This is a genomic window from Paenisporosarcina indica (assembly GCF_001939075.1).
GTDB lineage: Bacteria > Bacillota > Bacilli > Bacillales_A > Planococcaceae > Paenisporosarcina > Paenisporosarcina indica.
Window position 1 is genome coordinate 1 of the sequence record NZ_MPTA01000011.1, and the last position, 22,017, is coordinate 22,017.

Genomic DNA, 22,017 nt, shown 5'->3' on the forward strand with positions numbered 1-22,017 from the left:
AGCAACTCTTATATCTTAGCAAATCCTCATTGTTGTGTCAACAAAAAGTTTTGCCATTACTATTTACTTCGTTGCGATTAAATTAGCGACTTTCATATCGTAACAATTATTCATTGTCATGTCAATAAAATGTTTTGCTTAATCAATTTCGTTATTGCGTTCAAATCGACAACTTTAATAATATATCAGTCTGACTAGTAGAAGTCAACGCTATAATGAAAATCTTATAATCTTAATAATATCAGAAAGTTCAATTAATACAAGTTACATTATCATTACAAAACTGAAACATATGAATCTACTATTTACATAAAGAAAAAGAAGAGCTTCTCTACTTACAAGAAACTCTTCTCAGACTTAAGTTAAGAATGCAAAATAAAGAATAAAGATTACAAACAATCCATACATAATTGGATGAACTTGTTTCCCTTTTCCAGACACGACCATCGTGATTGGGTAGAAAATGAATCCAAACGCTATCCCAGTGGCAATACTATAACCCAGAGGCATCGCAATCATAGTCAAGAATGCAGGCACCGCTATTTCAAACTTCGTCCAATCAATTTTACCTAATGCTGAAACCATCAGAACTCCTACTATTATTAATGCGGGAGCAGTAACAGCACTAGTAATTACTTCTAATAGAGGGAAGAATAAAATAGATACTAAGAATAATACGCCAGTAACTACAGCAGCAAAGCCCGAACGAGCTCCAGCTGCAACACCTGAACTAGATTCAATATAAGACGTCGTTGTTGATGTACCTAACACCGCTCCAACTACTGTTGCCGATGCATCAGCAAAAAGTGCTTTTCCTGCTCGGGGAAGTTTATCGTCTTTAATTAATCCAGCCTGATTTGCCACTGCCACCAACGTGCCAGCCGTGTCAAAGAAAGCAACGAATAAGAAAGTCAAAACTACTACAAGGAAATCTACCGTCATTAATGATCCCGGATTGTTGAAAATCGGTTCCAATGCAACACCGAATGTAGGGGCTATACTTGGAACATTCCCAATAATAGCACTCGGTATCTCTACTACACTAAAAATCATTCCAACTACGGCCGCTGCCAGCATCCCAAAGAATATTCCGCCATTAATACCGCGAACAATTAAAATAACTGTAACCACCAAGCCGAAAATTGCAAGTAGTGTGGAACTATTTCTTAAATCTCCTAAACCAACCATTGTAGCTGGATTGTTAACAATTATACCGGCATTTTGAAAACCTATAAAAGTAATGTATAAGCCGATTCCAGCACCAATTGCATATTTCAATTCAGTTGGAATTGCGTTAATTATCGTTTCACGAATACCTGATAATGAGAGAAGAATAAAAATAATACCTGAAACTAATACACCTGTTAAAGCCGTTTGCCACGGGATTCCTAAATTCAAGATAACCGTATAGGCAAAAAATGCGTTAAGACCCATGCCTGGGGCAAGCGCAATCGGATACTTCGCTAATATTCCCATTAGAAAACAACCAATTGCCGCAGCCAAAGCTGTTGCCATAAATATAGAACCGTAATTCATTCTCAGTTCATCAGGAAAGTCCTTAACAGAATCAAGCGATAAAGTCAGTGGATTGACTACAAGAATGTATGCCATCGCCAAGAAGGTTGTTAACCCGCCAATGATTTCGCGACGATAGTTCGTTCCTAGTTCTTCAAATTGAAAATACTTTTTCATGTTTTTCCTCCGTGTTGTCGTGTACACGTTGTTTCTTCTATATTAAACTACTCTCTCATTCCACTTGTTAGTAGAATTCGAGTTTTTATTAGTTTATATAGAAAAAAGCATGCAACAAAACGTCGCATGCCTCCGATTTTCTTATCAACAATCGTTAATAAGAGATAAGTAAGACGGAACGGTCCGCCTCACTAAATCGTAGTCGAGTCATTTACGGTAACTCGGTAGAAACTTTCGGGCCATATTCCCGACATTATACGACGACAGTATTTAATTTCATATGTACTATAACATTTTATAGACAATGAAATCAACCCTATTTACGAACATTATTGAAAAATAAACGAATATAGTTCGTATTAAACGAATTTTTTAGTTTAAATGCCTATTCCCACTCAATTGTTGCAGGTGGTTTACTCGTAATGTCATACAATACACGATTAATGTTAGGAACTTCATTGACGATTCGGACGCTGATTTTTTCCAAAACGTCCCAAGGGATACGTGCCCAGTCAGAAGTCATTCCGTCGATCGAGGTAACTGCACGGATGCCAATAGCGTAATCATAGGTACGCGCATCTCCCATTACACCGACGCTGCGAATATCAGGAAGGACGGTGAAGTATTGCCAAATATCTCGCTCTAGACCCGCTTTAGTAACTTCATCTCGCAAGATCGCGTCAGATTCACGAACGATTTCAAGTTTTTCTTCAGTGATTGCACCTAATACTCGAATGCCAAGACCAGGACCTGGGAATGGTTGACGCCACACGATTTCATCCGGCATACCTAGTTCAGTTCCAAGTGCACGCACTTCGTCTTTAAACAATGTATTTAGTGGTTCGATCAATTTAAACTGCATATCTTCAGGCAATCCACCTACATTGTGGTGAGACTTAATAGTTTGTGCTGTAGCCGTACCACTTTCGATGATATCAGTATAAAGAGTTCCTTGTGCAAGGAAATCCATACCTTCTAGTTTAGACGCTTCATCGTCAAATACATAAATGAACTCATTACCAATAATTTTACGTTTTGTTTCTGGATCTGATACGCCAGCTAACTTGTTCATAAAACGTTCTTTAGCGTCAATTTTGATTACGTTCATATTGAATCCGTCAGCAAATGTCTTCATTACGCCTTCAGCTTCACCTTTGCGAAGTAAACCATGGTCTACGAAGACACATGTAAGCTGATCGCCAATTGCTTTGTGAATCAATACCGCCACGACAGATGAATCCACTCCACCACTTAGTGCACATAATACTTTTTTATCGCCAACTTCTTGGCGGATCTTTTCGATTTCAAGTTCAATGAAGCTTTCCATTGACCAATCGCCTTTAGCTTTACATACACCAAAGACAAATTGACGTAATAATTCAATCCCGTGAACAGAATGGCGTACTTCTGGGTGGAATTGAACGGCATATAAACCACGTGACTCGTCAGCCATTGCCGCAATCGAGCATGACGGACTAGTTGCGATTACTTCAAATCCTTCAGGTGCAGCCGTTACATGGTCACCATGACTCATCCAGACAACTTGCTCAGTTGGTATATCTTTGAATAAAGTACTGTCTTTAATAACGGTAACTTCCGCTTTTCCATATTCTCTATGGGATGCCTTTTCGACTTTGCCGCCAAAATGCATAGCCATTAATTGCATACCGTAGCAAATACCTAATATCGGTAAATTCAATTCAAATATAGATGGATCTACGCGAAATGCATTTTCATCGTAGACTGAATTTGGCCCACCAGAAAAGATGATACCTGTTGCATTCATTGCTGTTAAATCTTCAGCCGATACTGTGTGTGGGTGCAATTCACTATAGACACCAAATTCACGAATTCGACGAGTAATTAACTGATTGTATTGACTACCGAAATCAAGTACGACGATTTTTTCTTGCTCTTTCAACATGGGGGTTGCTGACAATGTGTCCACCTCTTCAATTGGATTTCCGACGCCCTTAATAAAAAAACGCGTAGGAAAGAAAACCTTTCTACGCGTTCTTTTGCTCTCTACATGAAAAAAGCGAATGCAAACAAATGCCCATAAATAGACATGTGTGCACCCGCCTTCATAGTCAAGTCATTTTCGGCAACTTGGTAGAGACATCCGAACCGTATCATCGGACATATATGAGGGCAAACCGGTCTGTATAATTTTCCTCAATTCTACAGGTTGTTTATCGTAAAATCAACCGCTTGTCCGATTGATTAAATTTTCCCAACTTTCCCTTAATTGCACCCATTCATGAGACTTTATTTCCCTGCCGTAGAAACCTTTTTCGTATGCAGATGTTAACGTTTTCATATCTTTCGTACCAAAGAAACCATCTACATATTTTGCATAGGATTGGAGTGTCTGTCCTTCTCCGCGTTTAATACCAAACAAGGAAAGTTGATGTAACAAATGGTGATAGCTCGTTTCAAACGATTGCCAATTTTCTTTCCGCAAACGATAATATGGAACTAATAGTTTGGGCATCCACCTTTTTCTAATTCTGTACAGGATTAAGCCAAGGGCAATCAAAGCTATACTTCCAAAGATGATTTGTACACGATTTTCGGAAACCCAATCCGCCACATCTTCCATCATCTCCGTGAATCTTTCGGAAATCGATTTGCTGTCTGAAGCAACAGCAGCTTTCGGTTTTTCCGGTTTCTTTGGTGCAAGTGGTACTGCTGGTGTTTCGGTTGAATCTGATTCTAAATCAAAATCAATGTTTCCTGTTCCACTGAAGCCAATTGTAGGTTCAAATGGCATCCATCCGATTCCTGGTAAGTAAGCTTCTACCCAAGAGTGTGCATTGTTATTGGTGATTTGATACACTCTGTCACCATTATCATTTCGCATTGCTTCCCCTTCAGCAAATCCCTTTACCCAACGGGCAGGAATATCTAATGAACGAAGCATGACAACCATGGATGTGGAGAAATTATCACAATACCCACGTTTTGTTTCAAATAAAAATTGGTCTACATAGTCTTGACTCGACTTGGGAATAGATACATTAGTCTGATCGTAAATAAATCCGTTTCTAGGGAAATAGCTTTCTAGTGCTCGAGCTTTCTCATACAAACTAGTTTTATCTTCTGTAATTGAATATGCAAGTTCTCGAACACGCTCTGGTAATCCTTCTGGTAATTGTAAGTAGCGATCGAACTCTGGTGTCAATTGCGCCAGAGATTCCGTAGTCGTCGCACGCAAAGCAGTTAAACTGTATGACGGCTCACTGAAGGAGATACTGTATTCTTTCAATTCCACCTTATCATTCTGCTGGAACGTCTCAATTTTTTGCGTATTGTTAGAAATGGAGAAAGTCGTTCCAACCGGTGCTTCCGCTGCGATCGATCCATATGGATACATAAGGAAAGGATATTGCAACAAAAACGTAAAAGAAGCAACATCGTGGTCTTCAACCGGACCGACTGCGATTCCGGTATCGATCTGATCACCAACTGTGTAATTTCGAATTTCATTGGAACCAACAGATTGTTCCCATCCTTTTGATGTGTACGTATCTTTCGTTTCAATCTTCCAGTACTGCGGTGTTTTTACAGTTGCTTCAAACACAACAGTAGAATCAGGGAGGTATGCCCCCCCTAGATTAGAATCATCTTCACCGTATCCAATCCTTCCGACTCCTTTTGCACTGCCTTGTCCCCCACCTGCCCCATCAGCAAATGATTGGATAAAAGGAACTGGATCAGCCCACACTGGAGCTGCTTTCGGAAGTAAATATCCCATTGCACCACTAAACCCGACAAGTACAATGAGCGGCACAATCAAATTTGTATATTTCCCCTGCCCCATGGATATGTGATTGCTTTCAAAGATTTTAGCTACTTTCAATAAGCCAGAAAGAAGTAAGCCGACTAGCATGACACGAAGAATCGCACCATCGGCATCGTACGGACTAAATGTATCCAGGACGGCCATGAATATGACGGTCATGAAGAAAAATAAGAAGATATTTAATCGGACACTTATCCAATGATGAATTAAATAGGCAGTCATCCACAATAACAAAAAGAACAATACTGTTCGGAATGAATCTGTAACGACAGATAAATCCCGACTCATGAGTGCCTCCAGATTAATAAAAACATCTTTTATTAAGAATGAAAATCCTTCAGGTGAGAAAAATACCTGATCTGTATAAATAAAAATTAGAACCCAAAAGATATATACGAGTTTCCCTAGTCCTGAAAGCCACCAAGGAATCGATAAAAAACTAAAGACAAAACACAGCACAATAAAAGCCAGGAATATAGACAAATAGTTCGTATCTGTTAACTCTACAACTGGGATCAGCCATTCACGCAATAAGAAGAACACGAGTACATAAAAAATAGCTTGTAACCATTTATTTCTTAGACTGATCTTCATGAACGACCCACCTCCGTAAAGGCATTTGCGAAGTGATCTTGGGACAGCACGTGAATTGTCATCCCTCTAGAACGTGCAAGTTGATGAATTGTAATTGCTTGTTTCGATAACTTTTCGCCTTTTTTCACTACGACAAAGCATGTACACTTACGCAGGTTTTTTGCTGCTTTTGGAATGGCTTCAATCATACCTGATGTTAAATCTCCAGTGATGAGGAGAATCGACGTAGCACTCGACATCGCTGGGTCCTTCGGTAATATTTTCTCGATTGGTTGTTTTAAATCAGCTTCCACTTTCGCCAAATGGAACATCGTCCGTTGCAAATGATCCTCACTTTGGACAGCCGGCAAGTAAAAACGGCTCGCTCCTAAAGATAGGAGTGCTGCACTTGCTTGATTACGTACGACCGCATGTAACACCGATGCGGTCAATTCAATCTGTTCTTCAAAATGATTCGAATCTTTCCGATCAACTAGAATAAATAAATCTTGTGATTGTCGGTCCTCAAACTCTTTTGTTCGTAAAGTCTGTGTACGGGCAAATGATTTCCAGTGAATCCATGACACACGATCTCCTGGTTGATAGTCTCGGACTCCAGTCGCCATTGTCGTATCTTTAACAATCGTAAACGGAGAAGCCGCGGCACCTTGATCGTATCGAGTTTCAATTGGCATATAAATCATCTCCGTGATATTCGGGTAGACAATGACCGTATGCTTCAAAGGGATGATACGGGATTTTTTCACCCATCCAAAAAAGTCACTGACGGTAATTTCAACTCCGTCCAATTTATGTTCACCACGCGGCATATGATCAATTTCATATGTCCATTCAATGGTCTGTTTGAACCCAACCATTTTGATTGTTTTTAATTGGTGCCCGGCATGACGCATAAGTGGAGCACTTTGTGTGATTTCATTTACAACTAAATAGAGCATGGGATAGCGAGATGGTCTCTTTATTTTTATCGTAACGATAAATTTTCCGCCTTTACGTATTTGAGCCGTTTGAATATAACGTTCCACTTCGATTTTTGAAATCGGACTAAAGAAAAATGCGATGGAATACAACGTAAATGGGAGAATGGTATAGAAAATAAACCAACTAACAAAGCCCCCTTGAAACATGGCAAATGTAAAAGCTGAGATTAATAGAAGAATGACAAAAAGGAGTCTACCTCCCAATGCCCACGATTCTTTTAATTTCTTCATTGTTTTACAAGTCTCTTAATCGGGACATTGGTTTTTGCTAAAATACGTTCAACGATTTCTTCAGGAGTAATCCCATCGTACCGTGCCTCTGAACGTAACATCATCCGATGACTAAAAACAAATGGTGCTAAATATTGCACATCATCTGGTGTAACATAGTCTCTCCCTCTTAACATAGCCAAAGCTTGTGACGCTTTCATCAAAGCTAAAGATCCCCGCGGACTTACACCTAAATAAACATATGAATCTTTTCTAGTACGGTTTGCTAAATCAACAATATAATTTTTGATTGTATCATCAACGATGATTTCTTTAACTTCTTTTTGTAAGTGGAGTAAGTCTTCGAGTGAAATAACCGCAGTTAAGTCTTCAATTGGTGCGGATCTTTCAGCACGTTTTAATACTTCAATTTCCTCGGCATGTGTAGGATATCCCATTCGAAGTTTTAATAAGAAACGATCTAATTGTGCTTCTGGAAGTGGGTAGGTTCCCTCATATTCAATTGGGTTTTGAGTTGCCATAACGAAAAATGGTTTAGGAATAATCATCGTTTCGCCATCAATTGTGACGGTGGCTTCTTCCATCCCTTCGAGAAGTGCCGATTGTGTTTTAGGAGACGTTCTGTTAATTTCATCAGCTAATACAATATTCCCCATAATCGGACCGGGTCTGAACTGGAATTCCATTTCTTTTGGGTTATATATAGAAACACCAATAACATCGGATGGCAATAAATCCGGAGTGAACTGAATCCGTTTGAACTGTGCACCGACCGATTTGGCTAACGCACGTACCATCATAGTTTTTCCTACGCCCGGAACGTCTTCAAGCAAAACATGTCCCTGAGCGATGAGTGCAACCACACTCAATTCTGCAATATCACGCTTCCCAATCATTACACGCTCAATGTTATCTATAATCGAAAGGATTTTCTCTTGATTTTTCATATCTCTTTTCCTCCAATTGCCCTACATACTTTATTTTATTTGTTAGAAAATTTGCACTTTATATCATTAGTTTACCTAAATTTTACCGATTAAACAACTCTTTGAAAATAAGAAAACACACATAGCGATAGCCATGTGTGTTGTTTGTTATTTCCAAAATTCATCAAAGATGGTAATGGGCATATGACGTTTATGCTGTGAACGTAAATAATATCCTTCGATTTTTTCCCGTGACTCAGAAGGAATTTCTTTTCCTTCTAAATAGTCATCGATCTGCTCATAGGGAACACCAAGAGCCACTTCATCCGGCAATGCTGGTCGATTTTCTTCTAAATCTGCAGTCGGAACCTTTGTATACAAGTGTTCGGGGCATCCAAGCACCTTCAACATTTGTTTCCCTTGTCGTTTGTTTAAACGGAAAAGAGGCACTAAATCAGCTCCACCATCCCCATACTTTGTATAGAAACCGGTGATTGCTTCTGCTGCATGATCCGTTCCAAGGACAACCGCATGATGCATAGCGGCGATTGAATACTGTACTTTCATTCGCTCACGTGCTTTTTCATTCCCTTTAGCAAAATCAGATAGCGTAATGCCAGAAGCGTCAAGTGCACGTTTGCTAGCATCGACTGCGTCTTTAATATTTACTGTATAGACTTTGGTTGGTTGGATGAAATCCAGCGCATCTTGGCAATCCTCTTCATCGAACTGGAGACCATAAGGTAAACGAACTGCATTGAAAGAATAGGTTTGTGCTCCCGCTTCATCATTTAATTCATCCACTGCCATTTGAGCTAGTTTACCTGCGAGTGTAGAATCTTGGCCACCGGAAATCCCAAGAACTAATCCCTTTAAGAAAGGATGTTTCTTCAAATAGTTTTTCATAAAATTAATTGAAGTCCGAATTTCTTCTTGAGGATCAATCGTCGGTTTGACTTGTAATTCTTCAATAATTGCTTGTTGTAAGTTTATCATCAGCGTGCCTCCTTAAGAGTAATGCATGCGGTCAACCATTTCTTGTACTTCCTGGATGTTTCGCATTTTGTTATCCCAACATTTTTGGCTTAAATCCACTGGATATTCTTCTGGATTTAATGAGCGTTTGTATTCATCCCATAGCAATTCCAAATTCGCTGTCGCATAATCTTTCATTTCGAATAAAGTTGGATTCTTATAAATGATTTCTCCATTTTCAATTACTTTTGTATGGAGATCTTTTGCTTCAAAGTTTGTTACAAATTTCGAAACGAATGTATGGACTGGATGGAACATTTTCAAGCGTTTTTCATGTGTAGGATCTTCATCATACATGGTGATATAATCGCCTTCTGCTTTCCCATTTTCACGGTCAATAATACGATATAGCCTTTTGCGACCTGGTGTGGTCACCTTTTCAGTTGTGGAAGAAATTTTGATTGTGTCTTCCATCACGCCTTCGTCATTTTCAATGGAAACAATTTTGTACACGGCACCTAATGCTGGTTGATCATATGCAGTGATTAACTTAGTGCCAATTCCCCACATATCCACTTTCGCACCTTGTGCTTTTAAGTTCAAAATCGTATATTCATCTAAATCATTGGATACGACGATTTTAGCATCTGGAAATCCAGCTTCATCAAGCATTCGACGGGCTTCTTTCGAAAGGAAGGAAATATCACCACTATCTAAACGAATGCCAACGAAGTTATTTTTATCTCCCAGTTCTTTTGCGACTTGAATCGCAGTAGGAACACCAATTTTCAGGGTATTATACGTATCGACAAGGAACACACAGTCTTTATGACGTTTTGCATACGCATGAAAAGCTTCATATTCACTTTTGTAGGCTTGAACGAGTGAATGGGCATGAGTACCAGCTACGGGAATGCCGAATTTTTTTCCAGCTCGCACATTACTCGTCGCATCCAGTCCGCCAATAATGGTCGCACGGGTACCCCAAATCGCCGCATCCATCTCTTGTGCACGACGGGTCCCAAATTCCATCACGACATCGGATTTCACAATTTGTTTGATTCGGCTAGCTTTCGTCGCAATTAAGGTTTGGTAATTGACGATATTTAAAAGTGCCGTTTCAATAAGTTGTGCCTCGACAAGTGGAGCTTCAATTCTCATAATTGGCTCATTTGCAAAAACAAGCTCACCTTCTACCATTGAATAGACGTCACCCGTAAATCTCACATCGCGTAAATAGTTGATGAAGTCTTCTTTATAGCCTAACTCGTCCTGCAAATAGGCAAGATCGCTATCAGAAAGATGAAAATCACGAAGAAAGTCAAGTACACGTTCAAGGCCAGCAAAAATCGCATAGCCATTTCCAAAAGGCAAGTTGCGGAAAAACAACTCAAATACTGCTTTACGGTTGTGTATCCCATCTGCCCAGTAAGCTTCCGACATATTTATTTGATATAAGTCTGTATGTAACGCAAGACTATCATCCGCGTATTTTGACGACATAAATACCCCTTCTTCCACGTTCATCATTGTGTTTAGTATACACTATATACCCTGTTTTTTTCTCTCTTAACAAAAACGCAAACCAATATGAGAATTGGTTTGCGTTTCAACATTAGGTGCCCATTTTTCTTCGTGTGTTACTAACTTTTTTCGTTTGTTGACTTTGCATTTTTTTTGCAGACTGCGTTGAATTTCCTTTTGCATTGTTGCTAGCTGATTGGTTTTTCTTCGCTTCAAGCTGCTGTTGCATCGCTTCTTTTAAAGTCATTTTCTTTTTTGGTTCTTCTACTTGGTTTGGCTCATTGTTTTCAGTCATGTGAAATCCTCCTTACTCTAAAGAAATGATTATTCTTACCTTAACTTCATTATACTCGATATTCTACGATTACTGGGTAATTTCTATTGTTAAAATAAAAAAGAACTCATATACCAGTACACTGGACAATTATGTAGCATTCTTTTCCTTCTATATATAGATGTATAACTTCCGCATTCTTTTTAGACATTGCTATGCATACACTTCGAATATAAGGAGGTTGTTGCATGTGAAAGGGAAAAAATTTGATTGGCTAGGTGTCATCTTAATCTCGCTAGTGGTTCAATTTATCGTTCTTCAGTTTTTAATGTTCATTGAAATGAAATTACTTCCCACTATTTCCTTTGCTTTACTCGTTAAAATCAATTTCTTTGTGATTGCATTTATTGGCGGTCTTGTTGTTATGCATTATTACAAAAAATACTCTCCGAATATGGGGGGGATTTGTGCAGCCCTCTTTATTGTACTCAGTGAGTTGTATAGTAGTCATTTTGTCTTTAGTTTCACATTACTATTTGTTTTACTAGTCGCCTATTTAGCAGGCTTTGTAGGTTCCACATTATACACAAAAAAGTTAGTCTTGAAACGATTTAGATAGGTTGGCACTTAAAAAGCCTTTCGAAACAGAAAGGGAGGAAACTGAAAGGTTCAACATTATGACCGGATTAAGTATTCCCTATCATACACGCTTCGGCGCTTTGTGGATGCCTCCCTCGAGAAGCCAGGCAGAAAATCACTGCCAGTCTTCTCGCTCCGGCTACCACTTGAAAGTCGCCTAAGCTGATTCTGCCTGGGCATATTGATACCATATATTTCCGTCCAGTGTATACAAATAATAACGAGCCTTTCCTATCGAGGAATGAATCGCTAGTTTAGGTTGGAGGGACTTTTTAAGTGGCCTCACCTTAACTATTAGAAGGCCATATAGCGATGTTTTAGAATTGTAGACTTTTTATCAACAGTCAATTTCTAAAATAATTGGGCAATGGTCGCTCCCCAAAGTTTTGGGATGTATATAAGCATCCTTCAAACATTCGGCCACTCGAGTGGATGTAATGAAATAATCGATTCTCCATCCGATATTACGCTCCCTCACCTTATTCATGTAAGACCACCATGTATATGCTCCTTCTTGCTCTGGATAAAAATATCGAAACGTATCGATAAATCCTTCCTCTAGTAACGCTGTCATCTTGCCTCGTTCCTCTATTGTAAACCCCGAATTCCCTCGGTTAGATTTCGCATTTTTTAAATCGATCTCTTCATGTGCCACATTTAAATCGCCACACATAATCACCGGTTTCACTTGATCTAATTGCTGTAAATACGTTCTGATTTCATCTTCCCATTCTAAGCGATAAGAAAGTCTTGTTAAATCTCTCTTTGCATTTGGTGTATAGATGTTCACTAAATAAAACTGATCATATTCCAATGTCAGAATTCTACCCTCGGCCTCTTCGTTCAATTCCCCTATGCCATACCTGACCGAGAGTGGCTTTATCTTGGTAAATACAGCTGTCCCAGAGTACCCTTTTTTCAAAGCATAGTTCCAATATTGATGGTATCCTTCAAGTTGTAATTCGATTTGTCCGGCTTGTAACTTCGTCTCCTGCAAGCAAAATATATCTGCATTCACTTGTTGAAAATACTCCAGAAACCCTTTTTTCACACATGCTCTTATGCCATTTACATTCCACGATACTAACTTCATCATGTGTTACACCTCTTGTTGAATCTATTTTTTTGTATACTAACCAGTACTCTAATATAACAAATCACACAAGAATAGGTCTTCTTAAGCTCAATTAGCTTAAGATATTATAAAGATATATAACAGCAGCTACAAATGGACTAACAAAAATACTTGAGTATATGAGAGATAGCCAAGGTTGATAATCCATATACATTTTGTTAAAAGTTATATACCTGGATGTTTTATCAGAACCCATCCTAATAATTCTATGAAAATTGTTATAAACCTCCAACTAATAGCAAGAACTAGAGCTTCTGATCGACTTGTATTAATTAGATATATGAAAATGTAGGGAGTAAAAATCGTTTTGCGATTCCTACACAGCGTTTCCTACATTCTATGCTCATTTCGATAAAGAACTTCCATGAACACTGAGTTCGGGTAGTCCAAAATATTATACTTCTCTTTTAATAAAGAGACTCATTTCGATGATGAAATGAGTCTCTTCCTATTTATCCTGCTACTTTTTCTGAAAACTGACTGTTATAGAGGTCTGCGTAGAAACCATTTTTCTCTAACAGTTCCTCATGTGTTCCTTGTTCAATCACTTTCCCTTGGTCCATCACCAAAATCAAATCAGCATCTTTAATTGTTGAAAGACGATGGGCAATGACAAAACTAGTTCGTCCCTCCATCAGTAGGTTCATGGCTTTTTGGATAAAGACTTCAGTTCGCGTGTCGACACTTGACGTTGCTTCATCCAATATCATAATTGGAGGATCTGCCAATACCGCTCGAGCGATTGTCAGAAGTTGCTTTTGCCCTTGTGAGATGTTCGAAGCTTCTTCATTTAACACAGTTTCATACCCGTCTGGCAGTGTCCGTATGAAATGATCCGCATGTGCGGTGTCAGCGGCTGCAAAAACTTCTTCATCAGTTGCTCCGTTTTTTCCATAGGCGATATTATCTTTAATGGTTCCTTTAAAGAGCCATGTGTCTTGAAGGACCATGCCAAAACTATTTCGGAGATCGCTTCGAGACATATTCCGTGTATCTCGACCATCAATCTTGATCTTTCCACCATTCAATTCGTAAAATCTCATCAATAGATTGATCATTGTCGTTTTCCCAGCACCCGTAGGCCCAACGATTGCCACCGTCTGACCAGGTAAAACATCGATGTTCATATCTTGAATCAACAAGTCTTCAGTATATCCGAAGTCCACATGTTCAAAAGTGACAGCACCTTGTGCACGCGTTAAACTTTCTGTCGTAATGTCTTTCGTTTCTTCCCCTTCATCAAGCAATTCAAATACACGCTCAGCAGCTGCGACCGTTGATTGGATAATGTTCGCAATGTTAGCGGTTTGTGTGATTGGCTGGGTGAATTGTTTCGAATAGGTGATGAATGCTTGAATATCACCGATTGAAATGGCACGTTGTGTGACTAAAATCCCGCCGACAACACTAATCAACACATAACTTATATTGCCGATAAAGAACATCATCGGCATGATGATCCCTGAAATAAACTGTGCTTTGCTTCCTGCTTTATACAATTCTTCATTAACTTGATCAAACTGGGCACCTGACTTTTTCTCATGTCCAAATGCTTTTACAACTTGGTGACCCGTATACATTTCTTCAATGTGACCATTTAATTCCCCAAGTGTACGCTGTTGATCAGCAAAGTGCTTTTGGGACCTTTTCAAAATCGGCCCAATTGCAAAAATAGACAACGGTAAGCTGACAATTGCAATTAACGTCAGGAGTGGACTAATCGAAAGCATCATGATGATAATCCCAATAATCGTTACAATCGATGTGATGAATTGCGTCAAACTTTGTTGAAGTGTGCTGCCGATTGTATCAATGTCGTTGGTCATTCGGCTAAGGGTTTCCCCGTTAGAGCGTCCATCAAAATATTTGAGCGGGAGTTTCTCCAGCTTTTTATTCACATCTTCTCGAAGATCATACACAGTTTCTTGTGCAACACTGGACATAATATATTGTTGTACGTAGCTAAATAGGCTACTTAAGACATACAGTCCAGCAAGTACGAGCAGAATCTGGCCAATTTTTTCAAAGTCAATGGCTGCTCCCGGTACTCCTTGGAATTTCCCGTATGCTCCTTCAAATAACTCGGTAATGGCGTTCCCCATGAGTTTAGGTCCAACAATCATGAAAACCGTACTTAAAATGGCTGCAAAGAAAACGGCAATCAATTGATTGCGACGTGGTTTCAAATAAATCAATAGACGTTTTAGCGTTCCCTTAAAATCTTTGGCTTTTTGCCCCATCATCATCATGTTACCGCCACCAGGACCGTGCCCTACCTGTCCGCCACTTTGAGGTTTTTTAATCTTGCTCATGCAATTTCCTCCTCTGAAAGCTGTGATAGTGCGATTTCACGGTATACAGCATTCGTATCAAGCAATTCTTGATGTGTGCCCATCCCAACAATGCGCCCCTCATCTAATACGATAATTCGGTCTGCATCTACGACCGTACTGACACGTTGTGCTACTAGCAAGACGGTTGCATTTTTTGTTTCATCTTTCAATGCAGCTCGAAGTTTAGCGTCTGTCTTGAAATCAAGTGCGGAGAAGCTATCATCGAATATATACAAATCAGGTTTTCTTATAAGTGCACGGGCAATCGACAATCGTTGTTTTTGGCCTCCCGATAAGTTAGAGCCACCTTGCTCAACTTCTGCAGCATAACCATCTGTCATTTTGCCAATGAAATCTTCGGCTTGTGCAATTGTAGCTGCGTGCTCCATTTCAGCTTGCGTGGCATCTTGTTTTCCAAAGCGAATATTGTCCTCAATCGTACCTGTAAACAGGACAGCTTTTTGTGGGACGAAACCGATTTTCGAACGTACTTCATCTTGTGAAGCCTTTCGAATATCAACGCCGTTTACGCGAATGGTTCCACTTGAAATGTCATAAAACCGTGGAATCAAATTGACAAGTGTTGATTTCCCTGAACCTGTTCCCCCAATAATGGCAGTTATTTCACCAGCTTTTGCAGAAAAACTGATATCAGATAATGCAGGTTCTTCAGCTCCTGGATAACTGAACGAGACGTTTTCAAATTCAAGCGTACCGTGTTCTATGTCAGCTTTTTCTGTCCCTTCATCAACGAATGATGGTTTCATTTCCAACACTTCGTTAATCCGTTTTGCAGAAACAGCTGCACGTGGAATCATGATGAACATCATCGACGCCATCACAAGTGCAAACATAATTTGCATGACATATTGAATAAATGCCATTAAATCTCCGATTTGCATAGCTCCATTATTAATTCGGATGCCACCAAACCAAATAATCCCAACGACCGTCAAGTTCATAACGAGCATCATGATCGGCATCATAAATGCCATGACTTTATTTACCTTGATTGACACATCTGTTAACTCTTTATTTGCTTTCTCAAGGCGTATTTTTTCTTCGGGTTCACGGTTAAAAGCACGAATGACGCGAATTCCTGTAAGATTTTCTCTTAACACTAAATTCAAACGGTCCAAACGTTTTTGCACGGTTTGGAAAAGGGGTACCCCTTTTTTTAGGATTAGCAGGATTGAACCAATCAAAACTGGCATGGTCGCAACAATTACAAGTGAAAGTTTTGCATCCTTCGATACGGCCATAATGAGTCCGCCGACTAACATAATCGGGGCACTAACAACCATACGTAACATCATGATGACTACTTGTTGGACTTGCGTAATGTCATTGGTCGTTCTGGTGATCAGTGACGCTGTTCCCACTTCGTCAAATTCTTGGAGTGAAAACTTCCCAACATGCGTAAAGACTTTTCGGCGAATATCTCGACCTAGCCCCATTGCTGCTTTGGCAGAATAATAGCTAGCAATAATGGATGCAATGGCACCCAGTGCTGAAACTAACAGCATGACCGCACCAATCTTCCATATATACGGGGTGTCTCCAGTCACAACGCCTTTGTCTATAATGTCTGCCATTAATGTAGGCAAAAAGAGGTCGGACATTGATTGAATAAAAACAAGAACGATGACGGCTAAGACAATCCATTTATAAACGGATAAGTTTTTCAGTAATTTAATCATTTTGAACCTCCCCTTGTTCTGAAATGTATGTCTCTAGAAATGTAGTAATTTGGTGGTGTGTACCGAGCAGTTCTTCAACTTGGCTTTCAGTCAACGATTCTACGACGGAATGGAAAATTTGATGAATCCCGCCTTCCTGCAGATGAATCATCTTAATACGTTCCATCCCTTTTTCATTGAGAGACAACAGAATTTCCCGACGGTTTCCCTCCACTTGTTGGCGATCAAGCAAACCTTCTCGAACAAGACCATCGACTGCTTGACTCAGTGTACTTTTAGGAAGAAATGTTTTCTCTCCCACAACTTTTTGTGTCATTTCCTTATGATGAATGATTGTCATCATAATTGTATATTGAGGAACTGACAATCCATTTTCCAAAGCTGACTTTTGAACGAATCGCATCATGTTCTTCTGTATGTTCGAAAAAGAACGTAATAACTGGATCGAACGTGTTAATTTCTGATTATTGATATCCAAATGAATTCCACAACCCCTTCATTAGTAAACTGTTCTAAAATGAACAGTTCGCAATCGGTCTATTAAACTTACATCCATTATGATGTGTAGTCAATCTGTATCTCACTAAAACTGTAAATAAAAAGTCATATAAACTTTTGAAACAAATAAAGACCTATCTTAAGTTCATTGAACTTAAGATAGGTCTTTATTTTGTATTGAATTGATAAACAATCCAAAGCTTTTATTCATCTTCTCCGACTTCTGTAAAAGCAGCCGATACCATATCGAATTCTTCGTCACTCTCGATAATGGACAATTGTTCGTCATCTTCCACTCTTAAAAAGAAGACATCAATATCTTCTTCGGTTTCTTCTATAATTTCCTCTGTAAATCCAACTGCCGCATAGTCTGCTCCATCAATACTCAACGTACCTAGCACTTCAATTTCCTGTTCCTGATCATTCTCATCCATCAACGTAAAGATATCGCCAACTTTAATCGGTTCCATATAATTTTCCCCTCCCGAGACTGTCTACCATTAATTTCTACATAGATGGTTTAATTCCTTCAAATACCACTGAGATAACTTTATTAAGCCAAGATTTAGAACCTAAACAAACCCACGGAGCCGTTTCATACGTGTATCTTCGAAGGTGTAAGTTTCTATTCTACCGCAATGCTTGATCGAGGTCTTCCATTAACTCTCCTGCATCTCCTTTTCCTACAATAATTCGGATCATGGATGGATTAATACGTACTTTCCAGAGTCTTTCCAAATTGGTTTCGTAGTTTCAGTAAAACCAAAATACTACCTCCCATTTATATGAGAAGTAGTATTATGTGTACACAATATTTTGGTTCAGTTGAATGAACTCATTTAGTTACCGTGATTCGACCATTATCTGTCTCTAACTTAATTAAATGTTTTCCATTGCCGTAAATGGCACGTTTGCTGTCGTTTCCAAATATGGTAACCTTGCCGTTATCAATTTTCGTTTCGATGGTCGCATTTGTTGGTTCCGAGTCCGTTTTGATCTCGATGCTGCCATTGTCTGTTTCTAGATCGATTGGTTGGTTCAAGCTCTTTGTGGTCATAGAGATTCTCCCATTATCTGATCTGCCTTTAATTTCACCTTTGACATGTTCAAAAATGATTTGGCCGTTATCGGTATCAACATCTGTCGTTTCAGTTTCTGTGTTTCTTACTTGGATTTGCCCATTATCAGTCTCTAACTTAAGTGTATCTGCTTGTATATTTTCTGCCGTGATTCTCCCATTGTCACTTTCGACTTGGATGCTTTCATATTGTTTCTCTGGAATGCTAACTGTTAATTTTAAGTCTTTCGTATGGAATCCAAACAAAAATAAGAATCGACGTTTCTCTTTAAGTTGAACGTTAAGTGTTTCTCCTTTTACATTTACATCAAAAGTGAATTTCGCCTTCTTGCTTGCCCCAGAATATTCTACAGTTGCTTCTGAATCTTTAGTTGGTACAATTTCCACTGCAGCATTGTTTGTCAACACGTCTATCTTTGTAAATGAAGAATCTTCAATGACTTTTTTAGTTTCCTTGTTGTCAAAAACATTACTAACGGTAAAAATAAGTAGAATTCCACCTGCTACCACTAGCAAAAGTGATAATAAGAAAATCGTTTTGTTTTTATAAAACATCTTTTTTCAGCCCCTTTTTATTAAGTTTGTATTAAACGCATCCGATATGAATTCATTGCGGTTTCTCCGAGTTGGTCGAGCAAATTATAATTGGCAAACGCTCCAACTACCGCTCCTATTCCCGGTACCATTTGGAACATTTTCACTAAATCAATAGTATCCCGATATTCCTGTTGAAAATCCCGCCAATCCATATCAGCTATTAACTGTTTCCGTTGTTCCCAGTTCTCAATAATCAACATCGTCTCTTTTCTTTTTTCTTCACTTGAAAAGGCTAGTAGGAATATATGCAAGATAAACAGTCTTTCTTCTGGATCATCTGTATCGAACCCATAAACTGCTGCAGCTTCAAACAAAAATTTCATTTTTATGGATAGTAGCAATGGAAAGTCAGCAAGACCTAGCAGAATACCTCCAGCCCCTGTTCCCGCTCCTTCAATTACAGCGGTTCTTCTGAATGAAGAAAGCTTTTCCTTAAATAGTTTGTCTCGCTCAAAGAGACTAAGTTCGATAGATGATCGTTTTTTCGTCGTTATATTTGAGCCAACAAGCGATGCCTTCACCATATTTTTAATACTTTCCGTCATCACTTTATGAAACTTCTCGGGGATCATCCCATTTATTCTTGTTTGTGCAGTTTTGGATACCCGGCTAAAGAGTCCGGATTGTCTTGTTATCTTCATTTTCCAAAAAAGTACTTCTTGTTCTACCATTTCCCTATATTCAACCATATGCCCTACTCCTTCTGCCCATCACTATCAGTTAACTCGTTATATCTATTATATCCCCTACGTCATTCAATCAAATGGACCTATGGAGTGTTTACATCTCAGACTTGAGACGTAGTAGTTATCAAGCCACTTCCTAACTACAGAGGTAATGGCACTTAAAAGAATGGCCCTCCACCAGTTTTATTAACCGATGAAAGGCCATTTCTAAAAAACAAAGCTTACACTGTACCAGACTAGATAAATGCAAATAATTGCAGCTGCAAACAAGATTACCGAAGTCAAACGATTTCTACGCAGTTTGTAACCATATGCACAAAAAAAGATTGCTGCAGCCAATTTGGATAAACCTTGATAAGTGGCATTGTCTGCAAAAAGTGAACTGCTAAAAATAATTGAAATCAGCAATGTGGAAGAAATCAAGATTTTGAACCACAAAGGTTCTTTCATGAACTGCTTGATTATAAATTTAATCCGCTGCATGACGTATAACTCCCTTCAAAAAATTATGAAGAACTTTGTCTTTTGAAAAATATATTACAGAAAAATAAGTGTAGAACTTATTTCATTCAGATGATCCTGATCAACCCACAAGATGAAGAAATTGTAGGTAGTTCCTTCTATTTCTATTGGTTCTGGATACCGGACAATCAAAGCGGCTTGACCTCTCATTTCTGGCGGTTGATCCTCTGAGGGGAAAATGAAACATGCTTCTTGTTGTTGGATTTGTGTATGACTGACGCGAGGTTCGGAACCGTATGGTAAGAGTTGGTGAAATGCTTCATTGTAGCAAATCTCACTAAGCGGTTCATCCCCGGAAATCGCAGAAATCTGAAAGAAACCATCTGGTCCTTCATACCTCTCGTCAGTTAGCCTCTCCCAATGCGAAGGGTATTGAAATTGAACATGATAGACTTCACTGGTATAGGTTTCTTTAGTAGGAGTAACTGGTATAGGAGACCATTGCAAAGACGTAACGAGTGTTCTTTCTAGTAATCGAATCGGCACAGGATGAAATAAGTCCAGCATCCAGATCTCACTTGCCATTCCATTGTCACAATCCGAAAGATAGGCAATTTCCCTGCCATCTGGAGACCATGTAACTGGTGTGGCAAAGCAATTTGAAATCGCTTTTGTCACGTCGTTCTCTCCTCGTCTTCCTGTGGTTCTAATCTGAGAAAAATAGCCGACATCTTCAAATGCTGTGGCACTGTATGCAATGGTCGATGAATCAGGGGACCATAATGGGAAATAATTTTTAGCTAGCGGTCCTCCCTTTACTTCAAATACACTCCCAGTGGAGATTTCTAAGATGTAAATAATGGAGATGCTTGCACCTGGAGATGTATAGAGTATATGGGTTCCATCCGGGGAAAGACGCACATCGTTATAACGGCCTCCCGAATTTTGAGTAATCTGTTGTTTATTAGTCCCATTGGATTGAATGCGATAAAGCTGACTAATCTCTGATGCGTCGGATGCTTGAAAAAGTAATTGTGTGCCGCTCGGAAACCACTGGACATCAGTCGCACCCGCTTGGTTAATTTTTTGGACTTGATGTGTGTTTATATGATACAAAGTGATGTCATTCTGCTTTGCATACACGAGTTTTTGGCTGTCCGGTGACCAATTTAAATAAACGCCTAACCCTTCACTAAACTGGTCAATACGGATAATAGTCCTATCAGATAATTGGAGGACATAAAGAATTTGATTTTTACCTACAAAGGCGATCATATTACTGTCAGGAGACCAAAATGGAATCGAAAATGATTCTCCCAAAGCGGTTGTAAGTTGTACATCCTCACCATCATCTAGGTTATATAACCATATATCATACTCTCCGTTTACATTGGCTGTATACGCAATTAATCCCTGGCCACCAGGAGGAGCATAAGGAATAAGCAACTGCATACCAGGGAGTATAATAGTCGATGGAAGCTGATTCAACATTCTGATCAGTTCGAGATTACACACACCATTTGTCGTTACATTAAAGCGCCTCGCTATTTGAATCAGTGTGTCTCCGGGTCGTACCACGTAGTAGGGGATACCTGGAGGAACTTTCAACAGTTGATCGACATGTAGAATATAAGGAGGAAGGAGTCCGTTTGCTTCGATAATAACTGATTGTGGGACACCAAAGGTTTGAGCAATTTTATAGACTGTATCACCAGGTCTAACACGAACGACATCAACTCCCGGTGGTACGGAAAGCTGTTGACCTACATAAATCGTGTAGGGCGGTATCAAATTATTTGCAGCCACAAGGGATTCCACCGGTAGCTCCCAGCGTCTCGCTATCTTAAACAGAGTATCTCCAGAACGAACTGTATAAAAAATTTGTATG

18 protein-coding genes and 2 riboswitches are annotated in these 22,017 nt (G+C 39.3%); of the genes, 1 reads left to right on the top strand and 17 read right to left on the bottom strand.

What is annotated here, in order from left to right; genetic code table 11:
* Window positions 1–357: 357 nt before the first annotated feature.
* The 8 genes from GY23_RS17185 to GY23_RS17220 form a co-directional block, all read right to left on the bottom strand.
* Window positions 358–1,692, bottom strand: a complete 1,335-nt coding sequence (locus GY23_RS17185) for an NCS2 family permease (RefSeq protein ID WP_075620416.1) — start codon at window positions 1,690–1,692, stop codon at window positions 358–360.
* Between the two features lie 179 nt (window positions 1,693–1,871).
* Window positions 1,872–1,973, bottom strand: a riboswitch (purine riboswitch).
* Window positions 1,974–2,077: 104 nt separating this feature from the next.
* The gene (guaA, locus tag GY23_RS17190) at window positions 2,078–3,616 is read right to left on the bottom strand and encodes a glutamine-hydrolyzing GMP synthase (protein WP_075620448.1); all 1,539 of its coding nucleotides are present in this window, start codon (window positions 3,614–3,616) and stop codon (window positions 2,078–2,080) included.
* Between the two features lie 143 nt (window positions 3,617–3,759).
* A riboswitch (purine riboswitch) is annotated at window positions 3,760–3,861 on the bottom strand.
* Between the two features lie 34 nt (window positions 3,862–3,895).
* A complete protein-coding gene (locus tag GY23_RS17195) occupies window positions 3,896–6,091 on the bottom strand; it encodes a DUF4129 domain-containing transglutaminase family protein (RefSeq protein ID WP_075620417.1) in 2,196 nt (731 codons plus the stop codon).
* Window positions 6,088–7,302, bottom strand: a complete 1,215-nt coding sequence (locus tag GY23_RS17200) for a DUF58 domain-containing protein (protein WP_075620418.1) — start codon at window positions 7,300–7,302, stop codon at window positions 6,088–6,090. The genes GY23_RS17195 and GY23_RS17200 overlap by 4 nt, the downstream gene beginning before the upstream one ends.
* Window positions 7,299–8,249, bottom strand: a complete 951-nt coding sequence (locus GY23_RS17205) for an AAA family ATPase (protein ID WP_075620419.1) — start codon at window positions 8,247–8,249, stop codon at window positions 7,299–7,301. The genes GY23_RS17200 and GY23_RS17205 overlap by 4 nt, the downstream gene beginning before the upstream one ends.
* A gap of 147 nt (window positions 8,250–8,396) precedes the next feature.
* Window positions 8,397–9,221 carry an ammonia-dependent NAD(+) synthetase gene (nadE, locus tag GY23_RS17210; protein WP_211270703.1) on the bottom strand — a complete coding sequence of 275 codons (825 nt, stop codon included), beginning with the start codon at window positions 9,219–9,221 and terminating at the stop codon, window positions 8,397–8,399.
* Between the two features lie 15 nt (window positions 9,222–9,236).
* Complete coding sequence (locus GY23_RS17215) at window positions 9,237–10,706, bottom strand: nicotinate phosphoribosyltransferase (protein WP_075620421.1); 1,470 nt, start codon at window positions 10,704–10,706, stop codon at window positions 9,237–9,239.
* Window positions 10,707–10,818: 112 nt separating this feature from the next.
* Window positions 10,819–11,022 (bottom strand): hypothetical protein, encoded by a 204-nt coding sequence (locus tag GY23_RS17220; protein WP_075620422.1) that lies wholly within the window; start codon window positions 11,020–11,022, stop codon window positions 10,819–10,821.
* 229 nt (window positions 11,023–11,251) lie between these two features.
* Between GY23_RS17220 and GY23_RS17225 the strand changes: the two genes are divergently transcribed.
* Complete coding sequence (locus tag GY23_RS17225) at window positions 11,252–11,620, top strand: hypothetical protein (protein ID WP_075620423.1); 369 nt, start codon at window positions 11,252–11,254, stop codon at window positions 11,618–11,620.
* Window positions 11,621–11,977: 357 nt separating this feature from the next.
* Here the strand turns inward: GY23_RS17225 and GY23_RS17230 are convergent, their stop codons facing one another.
* The 9 genes from GY23_RS17230 to GY23_RS17270 all read right to left on the bottom strand — a co-directional run bounded on the left by GY23_RS17230 (window position 11,978) and on the right by GY23_RS17270 (window position 21,935).
* Entirely contained in the window at window positions 11,978–12,733 is a 756-nt protein-coding gene (locus GY23_RS17230) for an exodeoxyribonuclease III (RefSeq protein WP_075620449.1), read from the bottom strand.
* Between the two features lie 494 nt (window positions 12,734–13,227).
* Window positions 13,228–15,087, bottom strand: coding sequence for an ABC transporter ATP-binding protein (locus GY23_RS17235; RefSeq protein WP_075620424.1), 1,860 nt, complete (start codon window positions 15,085–15,087; stop codon window positions 13,228–13,230).
* Window positions 15,084–16,808, bottom strand: coding sequence for an ABC transporter ATP-binding protein (locus GY23_RS17240; protein WP_075620425.1), 1,725 nt, complete (start codon window positions 16,806–16,808; stop codon window positions 15,084–15,086). Before GY23_RS17240 ends, GY23_RS17235 begins: the two co-directional genes overlap by 4 nt.
* On the bottom strand, window positions 16,801–17,214 hold the full coding sequence (locus tag GY23_RS17245) for a MarR family winged helix-turn-helix transcriptional regulator (RefSeq protein ID WP_342742428.1): 414 nt from the start codon (window positions 17,212–17,214) through the stop codon (window positions 16,801–16,803). Before GY23_RS17245 ends, GY23_RS17240 begins: the two co-directional genes overlap by 8 nt.
* A 295-nt stretch (window positions 17,215–17,509) precedes the next feature.
* The gene (locus tag GY23_RS17250) at window positions 17,510–17,776 is read right to left on the bottom strand and encodes a DUF1292 domain-containing protein (RefSeq protein ID WP_075620427.1); all 267 of its coding nucleotides are present in this window, start codon (window positions 17,774–17,776) and stop codon (window positions 17,510–17,512) included.
* A 365-nt stretch (window positions 17,777–18,141) separates the two neighbouring features.
* Complete coding sequence (locus GY23_RS17255) at window positions 18,142–18,939, bottom strand: DUF4097 family beta strand repeat-containing protein (protein WP_075620428.1); 798 nt, start codon at window positions 18,937–18,939, stop codon at window positions 18,142–18,144.
* Between the two features lie 20 nt (window positions 18,940–18,959).
* The gene (locus tag GY23_RS17260) at window positions 18,960–19,670 is read right to left on the bottom strand and encodes an EcsC family protein (RefSeq protein WP_075620429.1); all 711 of its coding nucleotides are present in this window, start codon (window positions 19,668–19,670) and stop codon (window positions 18,960–18,962) included.
* 204 nt (window positions 19,671–19,874) lie between these two features.
* Complete coding sequence (locus GY23_RS17265) at window positions 19,875–20,150, bottom strand: hypothetical protein (RefSeq protein ID WP_075620430.1); 276 nt, start codon at window positions 20,148–20,150, stop codon at window positions 19,875–19,877.
* 54 nt (window positions 20,151–20,204) lie between these two features.
* The gene (locus GY23_RS17270; RefSeq protein WP_425435004.1) at window positions 20,205–21,935 is read right to left on the bottom strand and encodes a LysM peptidoglycan-binding domain-containing protein; all 1,731 of its coding nucleotides are present in this window, start codon (window positions 21,933–21,935) and stop codon (window positions 20,205–20,207) included.
* Window positions 21,936–22,017 lie beyond the last annotated feature (82 nt).